The sequence below is a fragment of the Pseudomonas sp. NPDC098740 genome, assembly GCF_044760065.1.
Taxonomy (GTDB): domain Bacteria; phylum Pseudomonadota; class Gammaproteobacteria; order Pseudomonadales; family Pseudomonadaceae; genus Aquipseudomonas; species Aquipseudomonas rossensis.
Window position 1 is genome coordinate 125547 of the sequence record NZ_JBIWAM010000007.1, and the last position, 19592, is coordinate 145138.

Below are 19592 nucleotides of genomic sequence, written 5' to 3' on the forward strand. Positions count from 1 at the left end.
TCCTACAAGGGAAGTGCGTTGTTCTTACAGGATACGAACGCGCAGCGAACGGCCTTTGATCTTGCCGTCATTCAGGCGCTGCAACGCTTGCTTGGCGATTCCGCGTTCCACAGCCACATAGGCCTGGAAGTCGAAAATCGCGATCTTGCCAACCTGAGCGCCCGGAATGCCAGCATCACCGGTCAATGCGCCAAGAATGTCGCCCGGACGCACCTTGTCTTTACGGCCAGCGCCGATGACCAGCGTGCTCATCACCGGCAGCAGCGGTGCGCCGCCCTGGGACTTGAGGCTGTCCAGCTGATCCCAGCTCAACGGCGACTTCTGCAGTTGCTCGATGGCTTGGGCGCGGTGGGCTTCGGACGGTGCGACCAGGCTGATCGCAATCCCTTTCTCACCAGCACGACCGGTACGGCCAACACGGTGGATGTGGATTTCCGAATCCCGGGCCAGTTCGACGTTGATCACCATGTCCAGCGCATCGATGTCCAGACCGCGAGCGGCGACGTCAGTGGCGACCAGCACCGAGGTGCTGCGGTTGGCGAACATGGCCAGTACCTGGTCGCGGTCACGCTGTTCCAGATCGCCATGCAGGCCGACGGCGGAGATGCCTTTGGAGGTCAGGTGATCGACGGTTTCCTGAACCTGCTGCTTGGTGAAGCAGAAGGCGACACAGGATGCCGGACGATGATGCGCGAGGACTTTGACCACGGCGTCCATGCGCTCTTCCGGGGAAATCTCGTAGAAACGCTGCTCGATCTGCGTGTCGTCGTGGAACGCCTCGGCCTTCACGATCTGAGGGTTGCGCATGAACTTCGCGGCCAACTGCTTGATGCCCGTCGGGTACGTGGCGGAGAACAGCAGGGTCTGGCGACGCTCCGGGCACTGGGCGATGATTTCTTCGATGGAATCGTAGAAACCCATGTCGAGCATGCGGTCGGCTTCGTCGAGGATCAGGGTATTCAGGCCATGGAGAATCAGCGAACCCTTGCGCAGGTGCTGCTGAATACGACCCGGGGTGCCGACGATGATGTGCGCGCCGTGCTCCAGAGAGCCGATCTGTGGGCCGAAGGACACGCCGCCGCACAGGGTCAGGATCTTGATGTTGTCTTCGGCGCGGGCCAGACGACGGAGTTCCTTGGCAACCTGATCCGCCAGCTCGCGAGTCGGGCAAATGACCAGCGCCTGGCAACCGAAGAAGCGCGGATTGATCGGGTTCAGCAGGCCGATACCGAAGGCGGCAGTCTTGCCGCTGCCGGTCTTGGCCTGGGCGATCAGGTCCATCCCCTTGAGGATCACAGGCAAGCTGTGCGCCTGGATCGGCGTCATCTGGGCATAACCGAGGGAGTCGAGGTTAGCCAGCATGGCGGCGGACAGCGGCAAAGTATTAAAAGCGGTGGCGATGGTGGTCACGGGACTGGCCTGCAAAACAAAATGTCGCGCAGTGTACCAGTCTCGCTCTCTTCACCTGCAAATTCTGGACGAATAGTCGTAGCCGCTGCCGAGGCACGAGGCTAGTGCTCTATATCGTGTTCGCGGCTGACCATCCGTCGGCCATCCTTTGGTGAAAGCTGAGAAAAGATCGTTGCGGCGAGCATCGCCATGATCCCGACTGTTACAAAAGTCAGCTGGAACGCGCCCAAAACCGTGTCCACGCCGTCGTTGCCAATCTCCGCTGTGAAGCCGCCGAGCAGCGCGCCGGCACAGGCCACACCCAGGCTCAGGGACAATTGCGCAACTACCGACAGCAGGCTGTTGCCGCTGCTGGCGCTGGCGTCGTCAAGGTCGATCAGGGTTACGGTGTTCATTGCGGTGAACTGCAGCGAGTTGATCGCCCCCAGAATCGATAGCATCACCAACAGCAGCCAGTACGGCGTTTGCTCGCTGACCAGCCCCATGCTCGCCAGCATTAGCCCCAGCGCCACCGTGTTGCCGGTGAGCACGATGCGATAGCCCAAACGTTCGATCAGCGGTCGCGCCACCGACTTGGCGACCATCGCTGCCGCCGCCAGCGGCAGCATGCTCATCCCGGCCTGGGACGGCGAGTAACCCAGCGCCACCTGCAGCAGCAATGGAACGAGAAACGGCAGGGCGCCGCTGCCCAGACGGGCGAACAGGTTGCCGAGGATGCCCACGGCAAACGTCCGGGTCTTGAACAACGATGGCGCGAACAGCGGATTATCGATGTGCCCGGCCCGCAACCAGTACGCCGCCAGACACGCCATGCCGCCGAACAGCAGCAACATCACGCGCAAGTGCGGCAGGTGCAATTCGCCGAGACCTTCCATGGCGACGGTGATCAGCACCATCGCCGCGCCGAACAGTAAAAAGCCCAGGCTATCGAAGCGGGTGCGTTCAGTGCCGCGCAGGTCGGGGATGAATTTCCACACGGCATAGCAACCGACAGCGCCCACCGGCAGGTTGATCAGGAAGATCCAGTGCCAGGTCAGGTATTCCACCATCCAGCCGCCCATGGTCGGGCCGATCAACGGGCCGAGCAATCCGGGAATGGTGATGAAGCCCATGATCCGCACCAACTCCGAGCGCGGGTAGGCTCGCAGCACCACCAACCGTCCGACCGGCAGCATCAACGCACCACCCAGGCCCTGGATCACCCGCGCGCCAATCAGCAGGCTCAGGGTGCTCGACAGTGCGCAGAGCAACGAGCCGAGGCTGAACAGCAGAATTGCGCCGAAGAAGATTTTCTTGGTGCCGAAACGGTCGGCGATCCAGCCTGAGGCAGGGATCAGCAAGGCGACGGTGAGCATGTAGGCGATGATCACGCCCTGCATGCGCAAAGGGTCTTCGGCCAAGTCTCGGGCCATGGCGGGCAGGGCGGTGTTGAGGATGGTCCCGTCGAGGGATTGCATGAAGAACGCGATGGCGACAACCCACGGCACCCAGCGGGCGGTGACAGCGTCGAGAGGCGGGCGGTTGGGCATGGGACCTCTTGTGGGGGTGAGATGAAGCAGTCCGCAAGTCGATGAAATCCTGTAGCAGCTTGCGAAGCCTGCGTTCGAGGACGAAGTCCTCGCGAGTTCAGCGAGCGCGTTACTACAGAAGTAACTCGGTTGCCGGTTTGGCGAGGACTGCGTCCTCGAACGCAGGCTTCGCCAGCTGCTACAAAGTGTTTACAGCGTTAACGTGAGTTTGCTGACCAGCGCCCCCGGCAACAATGCCGAAGCGGTGGCCCGCTGGCTGTAGGTACTGGCCGACAACATCAGCTCGCGCTCCTCGGTCAACGCTTCCAGCTGCGATCCAAGCAAACTGTAGGCGCTGTCATCAAACCGCATGGTGCTCACCGGCGCCTGAATCTCGCCGTTCTCGACCCAGAAGGTCGCAAACCGCGTCATGCCGGTCAGGCGTGCCGCCGGCTGATCGGAATAGTTCAGGTACCACAGGTTGCTGATGTACAAGCCCGTGCCCAATTGCTTGAGAATCTCTGCATCAGGCAACGTACCGGCCGCCATGTTCACTGCGCTTGGCATTTCACCACCGCTGGCGCCATTGGCGGTCAGGCCGTACTCGGCCGCACTGCGTGAACTGACCATCTGCGCACCGGCCTTGCCATTGACGATCAACCCCAGATCGCTGCGCGGATAACCTTCGCCGGAGAATGCCGGGCTCAACGAACCACTGACCTTTTCATCCACCGACACCAACGGGCTGAACGCACTGTCGCCCGCATAAAGCTTCTGCAGCGGACTGTTTTTGCTGGCAATCGACTGCGCCGAGAAACCGCCCCAGCCCAGCATGTCCATGATTTCTCCCAGGGCTGCCGGCGCCAGATAGGCGCGGTACTGACCCGGCGCCAGGGTGTGTTGCGGTCTGCCGAGAAACGCCAACTGCTCGCGCGCCTGCGCAAAGCGCTTGGCAAACCCTTCGCTGATCCAGTCGTGCCCGGCGTAGCTGGCTTTCACTGCCTGGCCATTCTCATGAAACAGGCTGAAATCGAAGTTGAAGCTGTTGGCCTGATGCCAACCGAACGCACCCGAAGAACTGGCGAAACCGCGACTGATCGGGCCGGCGGCGTAGAAACCGACCAGGTCCAGCCCTTCGGCCGCCTGGGTGATTTCAGCGACCACTTGCTCGGTATCCGGTAGCGGATGCGCCTGAACATTCTTGCTCTGCCAGCCGTTGTGGTTAAGCAGCAGGTACGGATCCTGCGGCAGCAGCGGCAAGGTTTCGCGCAACTGTTGCAGACCTTCGGCCAGACGCTGAACGTCGCCTTCAGCATCACCGGAAAGAGTAATGTTCAGGTCGGCATGCCGACCATCGTTGATCAGTTTGAAACCGACGCTCGCCTGCTGCACCTGGCCCGCCTGACGAACCTTGGCGTGGTTGAAACGCACGAAAGCCGAGGATTCGGCGGCGTAACTTAGAGTGAATTGCTCCGGCTCGCGAATCGCATCGCGCAGCCAATTGACCAAGGCCTTGAACGCATCGGCCTGACTTTTTGAAGTACTCATCAGGCATCCCCCCCAAACACATCAACGTTGCTGAACACGCAGGCCGGCGAGGCATGGCCGACGCGGATCACCTGGTTCGGCTCGCCTTTGCCGCAGTTCGGCGTGCCCAGGACCTTGACGGAGTTGGCATCGCCAACGGCGCTGAGGCTTTTCCAGAACTGCGCGGAAATCGCGCGGTAGTTCGGGTTCTTGACCACGCCTTTGAGTTCGCCGTTTTCGATCAACTGAGCCCATTCGCAACCGAACTGGAATTTGTTGCGCGCATCGTCGATGGACCACGAGCGATTGGTCGACATCATGATGCCGTGTTCGATGTTGCCGATCAGTTGCTCCAGCGGTTGATCGCCGGGCTCGATGTTCAGGTTGGCCATGCGGTCGATCGGCGGACGGTTCCAGCCGCAGGCGCGGCTGTTGGCGACGCCGTCCATGCCGGCACGGAATTGCGACAGCGCGCCGCCCAGTGGACGCAGCAGCAAACCTTCGCGGATCAGGAATTGTTTGTTCGCGGCCGTGCCGTCGTCGTCATGGCCGTAGCTGGCGAGCTGCTCAGGGATGTCCGGGTCGAAGGTCACATTGAGCAATCTGGAGCCGTATTGCAGGCTGCCGAAGTCTTCTGCCTTGACGAAACTGGTGCCGGCGTAATTGCGTTCATCGCCCAAGATACGGTCCAGCTCCAACGGGTGGCCGATGGATTCGTGGATCTGCAGCATCATTTGGTCCGGCATCAACAGCAGGTCGCGTGGGCCTTGCGGGGTGTTCGGTGCCAGCAGCAATTGCAGCGCTTGATCAGCGACTAGCGGGCCGGCGCCGACCAGACCGCAACGGCTGATGACATCGGCACTGCCTTGCTGGCCGAAGTTCTCGCGGCCCAGGCTGCGGGTCTGGCTGTCGCTGCCGTCATAGGCGGTGACTTCCAGGCTCGGGTAAACGAAACGCTGGGCCTGACGCAGTTCGGCGCCGACGCTGTTGAGGTAGATCTGTTCGACATGGGTGATGCCGATGCTCACCTGCCAGTTCACCAGTCGCTCGTCCTTGGGCACGGATGCGGATTCGGCGCCGAGCAGTTGGTAGCAATCGCTCAGGGACGGGAAGGGCTGGTCCAGGTTCGGCGAAAAGTAGTCGGCGCGGTCGCTGGAAACGGCTTGCTCGCGCAGGTCGAGCAGGGCGTGGGGCTTGAGTCGGCGGGCTTGTTGCTCGGCTCGCTCCAGCGCGGCTTGCAGGCCGGACTGGGACAGGTCGTTGGTCGCGGCGTAGGCTTCGACGCCGTTGACCCGAACGGTCAGCATCGCGCCTTCGTCACGGCTCAGGCTGGGAGGTTCAGCGACGTTTTTGCGCACCGACAGGTACTGGCCGGATTCGCGCACATAACGCAGCGAAAAGAATTCAGCGCCCGTGCGCAAGGCAGCGAAGCGCTGCTTGAGCTGGGGGTGGAAATCGAACATTCGGGAACCTCCTTGGTATGGAGTGGCGGTGTATCGATGTTGCGAGGGGGGGTGAAACGTTTGCGTGGCGCTAGATTAGGCCGGTGCGGGGGGTAGGATCAAGGGCGGTGCGGTGTAGGAAGGGATTACCGGGGTGTGTCAGGAAATTATGTGGCGTTAGGCCGGGCCCCATCGCGGGCAAGCCCGCTCCCACAGTGATCGCGGGTGAATCACAAATATGTAATCCAACCCAAAACCTGTGGGAGCGAGCTTGCTCGCGATTGGCCGTGACGCGGTGTAACGGTCTTACTGAGCCGTCAGGCTCACATCCCGCAACGGCTTGCCACGCACCGGCGCATCGCCGGCCACGAAGTAGTCAGCCTTGCTACGTGACAATGGCTTGCGACCACGGATCTTGTCGGCGATTTTCTCGGCGATCATGATCGTCGGCGCGTTCAGGTTGCCGGTGGTGATGATCGGCATGATCGAGGCATCGACCACACGCAGGCTCTGCATGCCGTGCACACGACCTTCAGCGTCAACCACCGCCATTTCGTCGGTGCCCATCTTGCACGAGCAGGACGGGTGGAACGCGGTTTCGGCGTGTTCGCGGATGAACTTGTCGAGCTGCTCGTCGGTTTGCACGTCGATGCCCGGGCTGATTTCGCGGCCACGGAAAGCGTCCAGTGCAGGCTGTTGCATGATTTCACGGGTCAGGCGGATGCCGTCGCGGAATTCCTGCCAGTCCTGCTCGGTGGCCATGTAGTTGAACAGGATGCTCGGGTACTCGCGCGGATCCTTGGACTTGGCCTGGATGCGACCACGGCTCGGCGAACGCATGGAACCCATGTGCGCCTGGAAACCGTGCTCTTTCACACCGTTGCTGCCGTTGTAGTTAATCGCGACCGGCAGGAAGTGGTACTGGATGTTCGGCCAATCGAATTCCGGACGGGTACGGATGAAACCGCCGGCTTCGAACTGGTTGCTGGCGCCGATGCCGGTGCCGTTGAACAGCCACTCGGCACCGATGGCCGGCTGGTTGTACCAGAGCAGCGACGGGTACAGCGAGACCGGTTGGGTGCACGCGTATTGCAGGTACAACTCGAGGTGATCCTGCAGGTTTTCACCCACGCCCGGCAGGTCATGGACCACCGGGATGTCGAGTTTTTTCAGCAGATCGGCCGGGCCGACGCCGGAACGCTGCAGAATCTGCGGCGAAGCGATGGCGCCGGAGCACAGCAGCACTTCTTTGCGGGCGCGGGCTTCAACGCGTTCTTCAGCGGCGCCGATCAAGTAACGCACGCCGACCGCACGCTTGCCTTCGAACAGAATCTTGTCGGTCAGGGCGTGGGTGACGATGGTCAGGGTCGAGCGCTTCTTGGCGATGTCCAGGTAACCGCGAGCGGTGCTGGCGCGACGGCCGTTCGGCGTCACGGTGCGGTCCATCGGACCGAAACCTTCCTGCTGGTAACCGTTCAGGTCTTCGGTACGCGGGTAACCGGCTTGCACGCCGGCTTCAACCATCGCGTGGAACAGCGGGTTATTGCCGGCTTTCGGCGTGGTCACGCTGACCGGACCTTCGCCACCGTGGTAGTCGTTCGGGCCGATGTCGCGGGTTTCAGCCTTGCGGAAATACGGCAGGCAGTTCAGGTAGTCCCAGTCTTCAAGACCTGGCAGTTTGGCCCAGTTGTCGTAGTCCATCGCGTTGCCGCGGATGTAGCACATGCCGTTGATCAGCGAAGAACCACCCAGGCCCTTGCCGCGACCGCATTCCATCCGGCGACCGTCCATGTGTGGTTCTGGATCGGTTTCGTAGCCCCAGTTGTAGCGACGACCTTGCAGCGGGAACGCCAAAGCGGCCGGCATTTGCGTGCGGAAGTCTAAACGGTAGTCCGGGCCGCCTGCTTCGAGCAGCAGAACGGTGACGCCTTCGTCTTCAGTCAGACGGGTCGCCAGGGTGTTACCGGCCGAGCCGGCACCGATGATGATGTAATCGAATTCTTGGGACATTAAATGCACCCTCTTTGAAGTTGGTCAGGTCGCCTGTAGCAGCTGCCGAGGCACGAGGCTGCGTTGGGTCGCGCAGCGGCCCTCTGAGGGCGGTCCTGCGGACGCGCAACGCAGCCTCGTGCCTCGGCAGCTGCTACAGGGTTTTCAGCCGGGGCTTAGAACACCGAGGCGTAATCGCCCAGTTCGACCTGTACCGATTTGATGCGTGTGAAGTTGTTCAGCGAGCTGATGCCGTTCTCACGACCCACGCCCGACTGCTTGTAGCCGCCGACCGGCATCTTCGCGTCGGACTCGCCCCAGGCGTTGATCCAGCAGATACCGGCTTCCAGTTGATGAATCACGCGGTGAGCGCGGTTCAGGTCTTTGGTGACAACGCCAGCGGCCAGGCCGAAGTCGGTGTCGTTGGCACGACGGATCACTTCTTCTTCGGTTTCGTAGGTCAGGATCGCCATCACCGGGCCGAAGATTTCTTCGCGAACGATGGTCATCTCGTCGGTGCAGTCGGTGAACACGGTCGGGGCCACGAACGCGCCTTTGGCGAATTCGCCTTCGGTCAGACGGCTGCCGCCGCACAGCACGCGAGCGCCTTCTTCCTTACCTTTGGCGATGTAACCCAGCACGCTTTCCATGTGGGCGAAGCTGACCAGCGGACCGAAGTTGGTGTTCTCGTCTTCCGGGTTGCCGACGCGGATGCGCGCAACGCGCTCAACGATCTTGGCTTCGAAAGCGGCTTTCAGGTGGCTCGGCACGAACACGCGAGTGCCGTTGGTGCAGACCTGACCGTAGCAGAAGAAGTAGGCCATCATGGCGGTGTCGGCGGCGCGATCGAGGTCGGCGTCGTCGAAGATGATCAGCGGGGATTTGCCGCCCAGTTCCATGGTCACGTCTTTGAGCGACGAGGCGGAAGCGCTGGCCATGACCTTCTTGCCGGTGTCGGTGCCGCCGGTGAAGGAGATTTTTTCGATGCGTGGGTGTTCGGTCAGCCAGGTGCCGACTTCACGGCCGCTGCCGGTCAGTACGTTGAACACGCCAGCCGGAACGCCGGCTTCGGTGTAGATCTCGGCCAGTTTCAGGGTCGTCAGGGAAGTGACTTCGCTTGGCTTGAAGATCATCGCGTTACCGGCCGCCAGGGCTGGTGCGGATTTCCACAGGGCGATCTGGATCGGGTAGTTCCACGCGCCGATACCGGCCACGACGCCCAGCGGCTCGCGACGGGTGTAGACGAAAGAAGTGGTGCGCAGCGGGATTTGCTCGCCTTCGATGGCCGGAACCAGACCTGCGTAGTACTCCAGCACGTCAGCGCCGGTGACGATGTCGACGTACTTGGTTTCGGAGAACGACTTGCCGGTGTCCAGCGTTTCCAGAGCAGCCAGTTCATCGTTGCGCTCGCGCAGGATGTCAACGGCACGACGCAGGATGCGCGAACGCTCCATGGCGGTCATCGCGGCCCAGATTTTCTGACCCTTTTCGGCGCTGACGACGGCGCGCTCAACGTCTTCCTTGGTCGCACGCTGTACGGTTGCGAGGACTTCACCGTTAGCCGGGTTGATGGCTTCGAAGGTGGCGTCGCTGCTGGCGTCGGAGTAACCGCCATCGATGTAAAGTTTTTGCAGTTCGAAACGGGCCATAGTGTCCTCGCAAGTGCATAAGTGGTTGGCGTTGACCACTGGGCGTGCCTTATAGCTTGGGCGACGCTGGTCAGTGGCGGTTCAGGTGCTGAGCGGTTCTGTGTGCTCTAACTCACCTGCTTGGCCAGTTGGAAATCCATGTATTCGTAAGCGATCTGGTGCGCCTGCCCGGTGTCGAAAGCATCTCCCGACAGCGCGCCGCGCAACCACAAACCGTCAATGAGGGCTGCCAGGCCCCGGGCTGCACTGCGCGCGTTCTCGAGCGGCAATACGCGGCGGAACTGGCAGCACAGGTTGGAATACAGACGGTGATCGTTGATCCGCTGCAACCTGTGCAAAGACGGGTGGTGCATGCTGGTGGCCCAGAAGGCCAGCCAGGTTTTCATTGCCGGGCCATTGACCTGGCTGGCGTCGAAGTTGCCTTCGATAATCACCTGGAGGTGCGCCCGCGGGCTGCTGTCCTCCAGCGCCTGACGGCGCGCGGTGACGTTCTCGCTGAGGACACTCATCAGATACTGCGCCGTGGCAGCGATCAGGCCGTTCTTGTCCTGAAAATAGTGACTGATGATGCCATTCGAGACACCGGCCAAACGGGCGATCAGCGCAATGCTGGCGTCCCCCATTCCGACCTGATCGACCGCCTGCAATGTGGCTTCGATCAACTGCTGGCGACGGATGGGTTGCATACCGACCTTGGGCATCTTGCACATCTCCTTAGGCCTTCCGGCGGACGTGAAACGTCTATCGGATTGAAGGCCAGTCTATTTTGTTTTGATTGAACGTTCAATCAACAAAGAATAAGATCTGCGACAATTCGTCGCTGCCTACAGGTTTTTCCTACACGTAGTTGGCGGAAAAACGACATCCGAAAACGCTCGAAACCCGCGCGCACTGGCGCTCCCGGGTTTCGGGCTTTTTTCGGGGTGTCTTTATATCACCCGCCTGTCGGCTGCCAACTAACCGATTGGTCGGGTAACGCGTTGCCTTGTGTTCTTCTCTCGCACTGCCTGGAGCATCTGTGCCATGAGTTCTGCCTCTCTTATAAAGACCCCACCCGAGAAGGTGACGGTCAACGGTTGGGTGTTCTACACCTCTACCGCGTTGATCCTGTTGTTGACCGCCATTCTGATCATCGCCCCGCAAGAGGCCGGCAGATTGCTCGGTATTGCCCAGGCCTGGTTGTCCCGCAGCTTCGGCTGGTACTACATGGTGGTGATCGCCGCTTACCTGGTGTTCGTGGTCGGCCTGGCGTTTTCGTCCTACGGCAAGCTCAAACTGGGCAGCAAGGACGACACCCCGGACTTCAGCTACGGCGCCTGGGCGGGGATGCTGTTCTCGTCGGGTATCGGCATTTCGCTGCTGTACTTCGGCGCTTCCGAGCCGCTGGACCACTACTTCAATCCGCCCGAAGGCGTGGCTGCCAGCAACATGGCCGCCCGTCAGGCCGTTCAGCTGACGTTCCTGCACTGGGGCCTGCATGGCTGGGCGATCTACGCATTGGTTGGTCTGGCCGTGGCCTATTTTGCTTACCGTCATAACCAGCCGCTGGCGTTGCGTTCGGCGCTGTATCCGCTGGTGGGCGAGCGTTGGGTCAAAGGCGCGGCCGGTCATGCGGTGGACGGCTTCGGCATGTTCGTGACCCTGCTGGGGCTGGTGACGAACCTGGGGATTGGTTCGCTGCAAGTGTCGTCGGGCCTGGAAAACCTGTTCGGTATGGAGCACAACAACACCAACCTGCTGATCGTGATCATCGTGATGAGCACCGTGGCGACCATCGCTGCGGTGTCCGGCGTGGAAAACGGTATTCGCCGTCTGTCCAACCTGAACATCGTGCTGTTCAGTGGTTTGCTGATTTTCGTGCTGTTGTTCGGCCCGACTTTGCACCTGCTCAATGCCTTTGTGCAGAACATTGGCGACTACCTGAACGGCGCTGTGCTGAAAACCTTCGACCTCTATGTGTATGAAGGCGACAGTGAGAAGTCCGACCGCTGGTTGGGCCTGTGGACCCTGTTCTACTGGGCCTGGTGGATTTCCTGGGCCCCATTCGTCGGCATGTTCATCGCGCGTATTTCCCGTGGTCGCACGGTACGTGAACTGGTGGCCGGCGTGCTGCTGATCCCGCTGGGTTTCACCTTGGCGTGGCTGTCGATCTTCGGTAACTCGGCCCTGGACCTGGTGATGAACCATGGGGCGGTGGAGCTCGGCAAGACGGCGCTGGAACAGCCGTCGATGGCGATCTACCAACTGCTTGAACACTACCCAGCATCGAAAATCGTGATCGGCGTGTCGATCTTTGTCGGTTTCGTGCTGTTCCTGACCCCGGCGGATTCCGGCGCGGTGATGATGGCCAACCTTTCGTGCAAGGGCGGTAACGTCGACGAAGACGCCCCGCACTGGCTGCGAATCTTCTGGTCGGCGGTGATCACGCTGGTGACCATCGGCCTGCTGTTCGCCGGTAACTTCGAAGCCATGCAAACCATGGTGGTGCTGGCCGGTCTGCCGTTCTCGGTGGTGCTGGTGCTCTTTATGTTCGGTTTGCACAAGGCCATGCGCCAGGACGTGCAGATCGAACAGGAGCAAGCGGAACTCGCAGCGCGCGGTCGTCGTGGTTTCAGCGAGCGTTTGACCCCGCTGGACTTGCAGCCGAATCAGTCGATCGTTCAACGTTTCATGGACAAGCAAGTCAGCCCGGCGCTGGAAGAGGCTGCGGTGCAACTGCGTACTCAAGGCCTGGACGTGCAAACGTTGCTGGGCAAGGCCAAGCGTTGCATGGGCCTGCGGATCGAGATGGAAGAGGGCAACCCTTTTGTCTACGAAGTAAGCCTGGACGGTTATCTGGCTGCGGCGAGTGACACGGTTTCGGCTGAGAGTGCTGATGAACCACGTGCACGTTACTACCGCGCCGAGGTGTACTTGCACAACGGCAGTCAGGACTACGACTTGATGGGCTTCACTCAGGATCAGATCACCCGTGACGTGCTCGATCAGTTTGAAAGCCATCGGCAGCTCCTTGGCCGTGTCTATAGCTAAATGTTGAGGGCGCGGTGCATCAGATGCACCGCGTTGTATTTCAAAAAGATCGCAGCCTTCGGACGATCTTTTGATCTTCTACAAACAAAAACGCCGCGATCCTCTCGCGGCGTTTTTGTGTGTATTGCCTTAACCCAGATTCTTGCCGAGCAGTGCGTGATACAGCTCGCTGTCACCGAGAATCCCGACCACCTTGTTGTTGTCGTGCAGCACCAGCTTATTACCCGTCTGATAACGAATCTGCAGCGCGTCGCGCATGCCGATGTTCGAATCCACCAGTGTTGGCCGACGACCCAAGCCTTCAACCGCTTGCCCGGGAATCCAGTTCTGCAGGTCTAGGCTCGCGCCGTTCTGGCGTGCGCCTTTGATGGTGTTGCCTTCGGCCAGGTCCAGCCAGGAGTCACCGCCCGGATCGAGGCATACCGACCCGTTGATGCGTTTGCAGTTGTCCAGGGTGCGCATCAGGCTGCGACCGCACAGAACGTTGAGCGGGTTGGTGTGGGCGACGAAGGTCCGCACGTAATCGTCCGCAGGGTTCAACACGATCTCTTCCGGCTTGCTGTACTGGACGATCCGACCGTCTTTCATGATCGCGATACGGCTGCCGAGCTTCAGGGCTTCATCGAGGTCGTGGCTCACGAACACGATGGTTTTGTTCAGCTTGCTTTGCAGTTCCAGCAGTTCGTCTTGCAGGCCTTGGCGGATCAGCGGGTCGAGGGCCGAGAACGGTTCGTCCATCAGCAGAATGTCGGCATCCATCGCCAGCGCGCGGGCCAGGCCCACACGTTGCTGCATACCACCGGAGAGCTCGTCCGGCTTCTTGTTGCGCCACTGGGTCAGGCCCACCAGCTCAAGTTTTTCATCGACCAGTTTTTTCCGTTCCTTCTCCGGACGACCCTGCATTTCCAGACCGAAGCTGATGTTCTCGCGAACGGTCAGCCAAGGCATCAGGGCGAACTTCTGGAACACCATAGCAATGCGCTTGGTGCGCATCATTTTCAGTTCCGCCGGGGTGCAGGAAGCGATGTCGATCTGCTTGCCTTCGTGCTCGACGAACAGTTTGCCGCGGCTGACGGTATTGAGGCCGTTGATGCAGCGCAGCAAGCTGGACTTGCCGGAGCCGGACAGGCCCATCAGTACGCAGATTTCACCTTTTTCGACGTCCAGGCTGGCCTTTTCGACGCCGACAATCTGCCCAGTCTTTTTCAGGATCTGGTCGCGGGTCATGCCCTGGTCGAGGAGTTTCAAGGCCTCGCGCGGGTCTTTGGAGAAGATTACGTCGACGTCTTCGAAGCGAATAATGCTCATGCGTCACCCCCTACTTTGGCTTCGGGTTGTTTGCAGATACGGTCGAGCATGATCGCCAGCAATACGATCGCCAGGCCGGCTTCGAAGCCCAGGGCGATATCAGCAGTGTTCAGTGCGTTGACCACGGGTTTGCCCAGACCGTCGGCGCCCACCAGTGCCGCGATCACCACCATCGACAGCGACAGCATGATGCACTGGGTGATACCGGCCGCGATGCTTGGCATGGCGTAGGGCAGTTCGATGCGTGCGAGCAGTTGACGGCGCGAGCAGCCGAAGGCTTTGCCAGCGTCCATCAATTCTGCGGGAACATCACGGATACCCAGGTAGGTCAGGCGGATAGGCGCGGCAATTGCGAACACCACCGTAGAAATCAGGCCTGGGACCACACCCAGACCGAAGAGGGTCAGGGTAGGAATGAGGTACACGAAGGTCGGTACGGTCTGCATCAGATCGAGCACCGGACGCATCAGTGTGTAGAACATCGGTTTGTGCGCGGCGACGATGCCCAACGGCACGCCGATGACCACGCAGACCAAGGTGGCGAACAACACCTGGGCAAGGGTTTCCATGGTTTCCTGCCAATACCCCAGATTGAGGATCAGCAGGAAGGAGGCGATAACAAAAACGGTCAGGCCCCACTTTCGTTGAATGAAGTGTGCCAGTAGCGCGATGAGGCCGATCAATGCCAGCGGGTTGAACCAGGTCAGCGCAAAAGTCACGCCGTGGATCATCGTTTCCAGTGACACGGCGATCGCGTCGAAGGTGTTGGCGCCGTGTTGCGTCAACCATTCAACGAAGCCCGCGATGTACTGGCCTAGAGGTATTTTCTGATCAATCAGCATGGTAGTGAACGTCCGCATGCAAGGAAATAAACAGCCCGGGCGAGCGAACCCGCCCGGCGTAAGCGATGCTTCCTAATTCAAGGCTGCGCGAGCTTGGCTTTCACGGCCTCCAGGCCTGGTTTACCGTCAATGGTGGTCACGCCAGCGAGCCAGGTATCGAGCACCTGTGGATTCTTTTTCAGCCAGGCCTTGGCGGCCGCGTCAGGCTTCATTTTGTCGTCCAGGACGTTGCCCATCAGCGTGCTTTCCATGTCGAGGGTGAACGCCAGGTTTTTCAGCAACTGTCCAACGTTGCTGCATTCCTGGGCGTAGCCCTTGCGGGTGTTGGTGAAGATGGTCGCCTGGCCGAAGTTCGGGCCGAAGTAGTCGTCGCCGCCCGTCAGGTACTTCATCTTGAAACGCGTGTTCATCGGGTGCGGTTCCCAGCCCAGGAACACCACGGCGGTGTTGCGACGCTGAGCGCGATCGACTTGCGAGAGCATGCCTGCCTCGCTGGACTCGACCACCTTGAAGCCGGCGGCTTTCAAGCCGAAGGCGTCCTTGTCGATCATGCTCTGGATCAGACGGTTGCCGTCGTTACCCGGCTCGATGCCGTAGATCTTGCCGTCGAGTTCTTTCTTGAACTTGGCGATATCGGCGAAATCCTTCAGACCCTTGTTATACAACTCTTCGGGGACGGCGAGTGTGTATTTTGCGTTTTCCAGGTTGGCGCGCAGGGTCTCCACAGTGCCGGCTTCGCGGTAGGCTTTGATGTCGTTTTCCATGGTCGGCATCCAGTTACCGAGGAATACGTCCATGTTCTTGCCGTCGGCCAGGGACTTATAGGTCACCGGCACGGAAATCATCGTGGTTTTGGTTTTGTAGCCCAGGGCTTCGAGTACGACGCTGGTGGTGGCGGTGGTGACAGTAATGTCAGTCCAGCCGACATCGGAGAAGTTTACGGTGCTGCATTGAGCCGGTTCTGCGGCTTGCGCCAGAACCGGCAGACTTAGCATGGCGGCCAACAACAACGACGGGGAACCTTTCATGGGTGGACTCCTTGGTGTTTTTTTTTGGCAGTGTTCCGACTGGACCACCGCACTTATGTGTTGCGGTTGGATGGCGTTTTGGAGACAGCTTTACCACGGCGCCTTGCAATCGAGTCGATACGATCATGTACCAGTGAAAATCTGACGCCTACAGGGTGCGTCGTAACCAGTACAGGGATGGTCGCATCCAGTGTTGGTGAGGTCGTTTACAGCTATTTTCAGCCCTTTCTGCTCCTTTGAGCCGTAAAAAAACCGTGAAAACGTAGCGCTGATGGCTCGCGGCGTTGGTGGGCATGAGTGGGTCGGTGTGAGACGTCGAACGACACGGTAAAAGCCTGATGATGCGGCCATCCCGGCGGATTGCAGCTTGAGCGTAGCAGCTCCGTCACTGGGCGCTTTTGCGTCTGGAGTTGGCACATCCAGGAGTTCGGCAGTAATGGCTATCAGTGTTTTCGACCTGTTCAAAATCGGCATCGGCCCTTCCAGTTCGCACACCGTGGGACCCATGCGGGCCGCGGCGCTGTTCGTGCAAGGTTTGCGTGAGCAGGGTCTTTTGGAACAAGTACGGCGCGTCGAAGTTCAGCTTTATGGTTCGTTGTCGGCCACCGGCATCGGTCACGGCAGCGACAACGCGGTGATCATGGGGCTGATGGGCGAGTGGCCGGACGCGATCGATCCGTCGCAAATCGGCCTCCGCATCGAAACCCTGCGCGAAACCCACACGCTGTTGCTCGACGGTTGTTTGTCGGTCCCGTTCATCTGGGCCCGGGACATGCGCCTGATCGACGAGAACCTGCCGTTCCACCCTAACGCCATGACGCTGATCGTCGAAGGTGATGACGGCGAGCTGCATCGCGACACCTACTATTCCATCGGCGGCGGTTTTGTCGTGGACGAAGCCCAGGCTTCCAGCGGCGTGGTCGATCTGGATCGCACCGTGTTGCCGTACGACTTCTCCAGCGCCGTCGAACTGCTCAGCCTCTGTAAGCAGCACAACCTGCGCGTCGCCGAATTGATGATGGCCAACGAGAAGGTCTGGCGCAGCGAAGAGGAAATTCGCGCTGGCCTGATGACACTCTGGCGCGCCATGCAGGATTGCGTCGAACAAGGCCTCAAGCACGAAGGCATCTTGCCCGGCGGCCTGAATGTGCGCCGTCGCGCGGCCAGGTTGCACCGCAGCCTGCAAGAGTTGGGAAAACCCAATGTGATCGGCTCGACGCTGAGCGCAATGGAGTGGGTCAACCTGTTCGCCCTGGCGGTCAACGAAGAAAACGCCGCTGGCGGGCGCATGGTGACTGCACCGACCAATGGCGCGGCGGGGATCATTCCGGCGGTGCTGCATTACTTTATGAAGTTCAGCGAGGTGGTGACTGACGCCAACGTAGTCGACTATTTCCTCAGTGCGGCGGCGGTAGGGATTCTGTGCAAGAAAAACGCTTCGATTTCCGGTGCGGAAGTCGGTTGCCAGGGCGAAGTCGGTTCGGCTTGCGCCATGGCGGCGGCCGGGCTGGCGGAGATTCTGGGTGCGACACCGGAGCAGCTGTGTAACGCGGCGGAAATCGGTCTGGAACATAACCTCGGCCTGACCTGCGACCCGGTGGGCGGGCTGGTGCAAGTACCGTGCATCGAGCGCAATGCGATTGCCGCGGTGAAGGCGATCAACGCAGCGCAGATGGCGCTGCGTGGCGACGGTCAGCACTTTATCTCGCTGGATCGGGTGATCCGCACGATGCGTGATACCGGCGCGGACATGCATGACAAATATAAAGAGACATCGCGCGGTGGGTTGGCGGTTAGCGCCGTCGAGTGCTGAAACCGAGTTGAAACCATCGCGGGCAAGCCCGCTCCCACAGGATTTGTTGTGTAGTCGAGAACTGAGTCACGCCACAAATCCCTGTGGGAGCGGGCTTGCCCGCGATGGGCCAGACCAGTCAAAACTGCGCGCTAAGTGAACACCCAATCCAAAACGCGCCACGTTTTGGCGCGTCGCTTACAGATAAGCCACTTGCCGGAGATCCGGGATCCAAGCTGGCCATTACCGCCTGTCACCTGTGCTTGCGGTGACACTCTTTACCAGGTCGCTGTAGCCCTGTTCCCACAAGTGCTACCGATTTGCTCACGCCCAACTGGGCAGAGCGCCTCCCGCCGATAATGGCACTTATAACCCCCACTCGCGGCGCGGCTTATATAGACGCGGCGCGACGTCGTTTTCAGGAGTTATTGAACGGCCATTCAACTTTAGGCATGGCATTTGCTCTGTCATTACAAAGCCCGTCTCCCACGCGAGAACGATGGCAATAACAAGAGCCTCCGCCTGAGGCCATCACCCGCTTTGTGTGAGGAGATACCGCGATGACGACGTTCAACTCCGGGGCCCAACCCCAGAACCGTGCGCCTCAATCCATCGGCTTTTTGCTGCTGGACAATTTCACGCTTATTTCTCTGGCCTCCGCAGTAGAACCCCTGCGCATGGCCAACCAACTGTCCGGCCGCGAGCTGTATCGCTGGACCACACTCACCGTCGACGGTGGTCAGGTCTGGGCCAGTGACGGTCTGCAAATCACTCCCGACTGCTCCATGCACAAAGCACCTGCCCTGGACACCATCATTGTCTGCGGCGGTATCGGCATCCAGCGCACTGTTACCCGTGAACACGTTTCGTGGCTGCAAAGCCAGGCGCGTCAGTCCCGTCGTCTCGGTGCGGTCTGCACCGGCAGCTGGGCCCTGGCGTGCGCCGGCCTGCTGGATGGTTTCGATTGCAGTGTGCACTGGGAGTGCCTGGCCTCGATGCAGGAAGCGTTCCCGCGTGTGGCCATGAGTACCCGTCTGTTCACCCTCGACCGTAACCGTTTCACCAGCTCCGGCGGCACCGCGCCGCTGGACATGATGCTGCACCTGATCAGCCGCGATCACGGTCGTGAACTGTCGGCCGCGATTTCGGAAATGTTCGTCTACGAGCGCATCCGCAACGAGCAGGATCACCAGCGTGTGCCGCTCAAGCACATGCTCGGCACCAACCAGCCGAAGTTGCAGGAAATCGTCGCGCTGATGGAGGCCAACCTCGAAGAGCCGATCGACCTCGACGAACTGGCGGTGTACGTCGCCGTGTCGCGTCGTCAGCTGGAGCGGCTGTTCCAGAAATACCTGCACTGCTCGCCATCGCGTTATTACCTGAAACTGCGCTTGATCCGCGCCCGGCAGCTGCTCAAGCAAACGCCGATGTCGATCATCGAAGTGGCATCGGTGTGTGGCTTCGTGTCCACGCCACACTTCTCCAAGTGCTACCGCGAATACTTCGGCATCCCGCCGCGTGACGAGCGCGTAGGGTCCAACACCACGCAACAAGTGGCGATGATGCCACTGCCGCAGGCACTGGTGCTGTCGCCATTGTCGGGGCCGTTGTCGGCGTTGAGTCAGGCGCGTAATGAGTCGACTTTCGCTAGCGTAAGGCTCTAAGACCGGGTTGGCTTCATCGTCGGAACGCCGCCCGGAGCAAGCTCGCTCCCACATTGACCGAGTTCTCTCAGGGGAATGCGGTCAACTGTAGGAGCGAGCTTGCTCGCGATGGGTTCTATCAGGCGCTACGACTCTGCTGATACTCCGCCAACGCGGGCAGCAATTGCTTGTCGATGGCCTGGCGCACGGCCGGCAGGATGGTCGCGCTGCTGGTGTACATCTGCTTGACCATTGTCCGCAGTTCCGTTGCCCGTTCGTTGTTCAAACCCCGTACCGCGCATTCGCAGGCCTGCTCAGCGGTTGCACCAGGGGGTATTGCAAATCCTAACGCCTTGAGCTGGCCCAACAGGTCTTCCTGGTCAATCAAATCGGCGTACATCATGACGCAATCCTTCTTCAGGGA

At 60.3% G+C, this 19592-nt stretch carries 14 protein-coding genes; 3 read left to right on the forward strand and 11 right to left on the reverse strand.

Features of this window, described 5'->3' with window-relative positions; all coding sequences use genetic code 11:
• Positions 1–24 precede the first annotated feature (24 nt).
• From dbpA to betI, 7 genes are all read right to left on the reverse strand, one after another.
• Entirely contained in the window at positions 25–1410 is a 1386-nt protein-coding gene (dbpA, locus tag ACIQU2_RS11275; protein ID WP_403140542.1) for an ATP-dependent RNA helicase DbpA, read from the reverse strand.
• A 101-nt stretch (positions 1411–1511) separates the two neighbouring features.
• Positions 1512–2939: a multidrug transporter subunit MdtD gene (gene mdtD / locus ACIQU2_RS11280; protein WP_403140545.1), complete on the reverse strand. Its 1428-nt coding sequence runs from the start codon at positions 2937–2939 to the stop codon at positions 1512–1514.
• A gap of 189 nt (positions 2940–3128) precedes the next feature.
• The gene (locus ACIQU2_RS11285) at positions 3129–4466 is read right to left on the reverse strand and encodes a TldD/PmbA family protein (protein ID WP_403140546.1); all 1338 of its coding nucleotides are present in this window, start codon (positions 4464–4466) and stop codon (positions 3129–3131) included.
• On the reverse strand, positions 4466–5908 hold the full coding sequence (locus tag ACIQU2_RS11290) for a TldD/PmbA family protein (protein WP_403140548.1): 1443 nt from the start codon (positions 5906–5908) through the stop codon (positions 4466–4468). The genes ACIQU2_RS11285 and ACIQU2_RS11290 overlap by 1 nt, the downstream gene beginning before the upstream one ends.
• 285 nt (positions 5909–6193) lie before the next feature.
• On the reverse strand, positions 6194–7897 hold the full coding sequence (gene betA, locus ACIQU2_RS11295) for a choline dehydrogenase (RefSeq protein WP_403140551.1): 1704 nt from the start codon (positions 7895–7897) through the stop codon (positions 6194–6196).
• Positions 7898–8052: 155 nt separating this feature from the next.
• Positions 8053–9525 (reverse strand): betaine-aldehyde dehydrogenase, encoded by a 1473-nt coding sequence (betB, locus tag ACIQU2_RS11300; RefSeq protein WP_403140553.1) that lies wholly within the window; start codon positions 9523–9525, stop codon positions 8053–8055.
• A gap of 107 nt (positions 9526–9632) precedes the next feature.
• Positions 9633–10226: a transcriptional regulator BetI gene (gene betI, locus ACIQU2_RS11305; RefSeq protein ID WP_403140556.1), complete on the reverse strand. Its 594-nt coding sequence runs from the start codon at positions 10224–10226 to the stop codon at positions 9633–9635.
• A gap of 379 nt (positions 10227–10605) precedes the next feature.
• On the opposite strand from betI, the gene ACIQU2_RS11310 reads away from it, so the two are divergent.
• The gene (locus tag ACIQU2_RS11310; RefSeq protein ID WP_403140798.1) at positions 10606–12555 is read left to right on the forward strand and encodes a BCCT family transporter; all 1950 of its coding nucleotides are present in this window, start codon (positions 10606–10608) and stop codon (positions 12553–12555) included.
• 129 nt (positions 12556–12684) lie between these two features.
• On the opposite strand, the gene choV is transcribed toward ACIQU2_RS11310, so the two are convergent.
• The 3 genes from choV to ACIQU2_RS11325 all read right to left on the reverse strand — a co-directional run bounded on the left by choV (position 12685) and on the right by ACIQU2_RS11325 (position 15733).
• Positions 12685–13863: a choline ABC transporter ATP-binding protein gene (gene choV / locus ACIQU2_RS11315; RefSeq protein ID WP_283181978.1), complete on the reverse strand. Its 1179-nt coding sequence runs from the start codon at positions 13861–13863 to the stop codon at positions 12685–12687.
• The gene (gene choW, locus ACIQU2_RS11320) at positions 13860–14705 is read right to left on the reverse strand and encodes a choline ABC transporter permease subunit (RefSeq protein WP_282380591.1); all 846 of its coding nucleotides are present in this window, start codon (positions 14703–14705) and stop codon (positions 13860–13862) included. Before choW ends, choV begins: the two co-directional genes overlap by 4 nt.
• A gap of 77 nt (positions 14706–14782) precedes the next feature.
• Complete coding sequence (locus ACIQU2_RS11325) at positions 14783–15733, reverse strand: choline ABC transporter substrate-binding protein (RefSeq protein ID WP_403140560.1); 951 nt, start codon at positions 15731–15733, stop codon at positions 14783–14785.
• Between the two features lie 436 nt (positions 15734–16169).
• On the opposite strand from ACIQU2_RS11325, the gene ACIQU2_RS11330 reads away from it, so the two are divergent.
• Positions 16170–17546 carry an L-serine ammonia-lyase gene (locus tag ACIQU2_RS11330; RefSeq protein WP_347802048.1) on the forward strand — a complete coding sequence of 459 codons (1377 nt, stop codon included), beginning with the start codon at positions 16170–16172 and terminating at the stop codon, positions 17544–17546.
• A gap of 539 nt (positions 17547–18085) precedes the next feature.
• Positions 18086–19189, forward strand: a complete 1104-nt coding sequence (locus ACIQU2_RS11335; protein ID WP_201198415.1) for a GlxA family transcriptional regulator — start codon at positions 18086–18088, stop codon at positions 19187–19189.
• Positions 19190–19307: 118 nt separating this feature from the next.
• Here ACIQU2_RS11335 and ACIQU2_RS11340 read toward each other — a convergent pair whose 3' ends face one another.
• The gene (locus tag ACIQU2_RS11340) at positions 19308–19571 is read right to left on the reverse strand and encodes a hypothetical protein (protein WP_347802047.1); all 264 of its coding nucleotides are present in this window, start codon (positions 19569–19571) and stop codon (positions 19308–19310) included.
• Between the last annotated feature and the right edge of the window lie 21 nt (positions 19572–19592).

Excerpts from the sequence above, each read along its gene's own strand:
- mdtD (WP_403140545.1), bottom strand. The coding sequence starts at position 2,939 with ATGCCCAACCGCCCGCCTCTCGACGCTGTCACCGCCCGCTGGGTGCCG.
- ACIQU2_RS11285 (WP_403140546.1), bottom strand. The coding sequence starts at position 4,466 with ATGAGTACTTCAAAAAGTCAGGCCGATGCGTTCAAGGCCTTGGTCAAT.
- ACIQU2_RS11290 (WP_403140548.1), bottom strand. The coding sequence starts at position 5,908 with ATGTTCGATTTCCACCCCCAGCTCAAGCAGCGCTTCGCTGCCTTGCGC.
- betA (WP_403140551.1), bottom strand. The coding sequence starts at position 7,897 with ATGTCCCAAGAATTCGATTACATCATCATCGGTGCCGGCTCGGCCGGT.
- betB (WP_403140553.1), bottom strand. The coding sequence starts at position 9,525 with ATGGCCCGTTTCGAACTGCAAAAACTTTACATCGATGGCGGTTACTCC.
- betI (WP_403140556.1), bottom strand. The coding sequence starts at position 10,226 with ATGCCCAAGGTCGGTATGCAACCCATCCGTCGCCAGCAGTTGATCGAA.
- choV (WP_283181978.1), bottom strand. The coding sequence starts at position 13,863 with ATGAGCATTATTCGCTTCGAAGACGTCGACGTAATCTTCTCCAAAGAC.
- choW (WP_282380591.1), bottom strand. The coding sequence starts at position 14,705 with ATGCTGATTGATCAGAAAATACCTCTAGGCCAGTACATCGCGGGCTTC.
- ACIQU2_RS11325 (WP_403140560.1), bottom strand. The coding sequence starts at position 15,733 with ATGAAAGGTTCCCCGTCGTTGTTGTTGGCCGCCATGCTAAGTCTGCCG.
- ACIQU2_RS11330 (WP_347802048.1), top strand. The coding sequence starts at position 16,170 with ATGGCTATCAGTGTTTTCGACCTGTTCAAAATCGGCATCGGCCCTTCC.
- ACIQU2_RS11335 (WP_201198415.1), top strand. The coding sequence starts at position 18,086 with ATGACGACGTTCAACTCCGGGGCCCAACCCCAGAACCGTGCGCCTCAA.
- ACIQU2_RS11340 (WP_347802047.1), bottom strand. The coding sequence starts at position 19,571 with ATGATGTACGCCGATTTGATTGACCAGGAAGACCTGTTGGGCCAGCTC.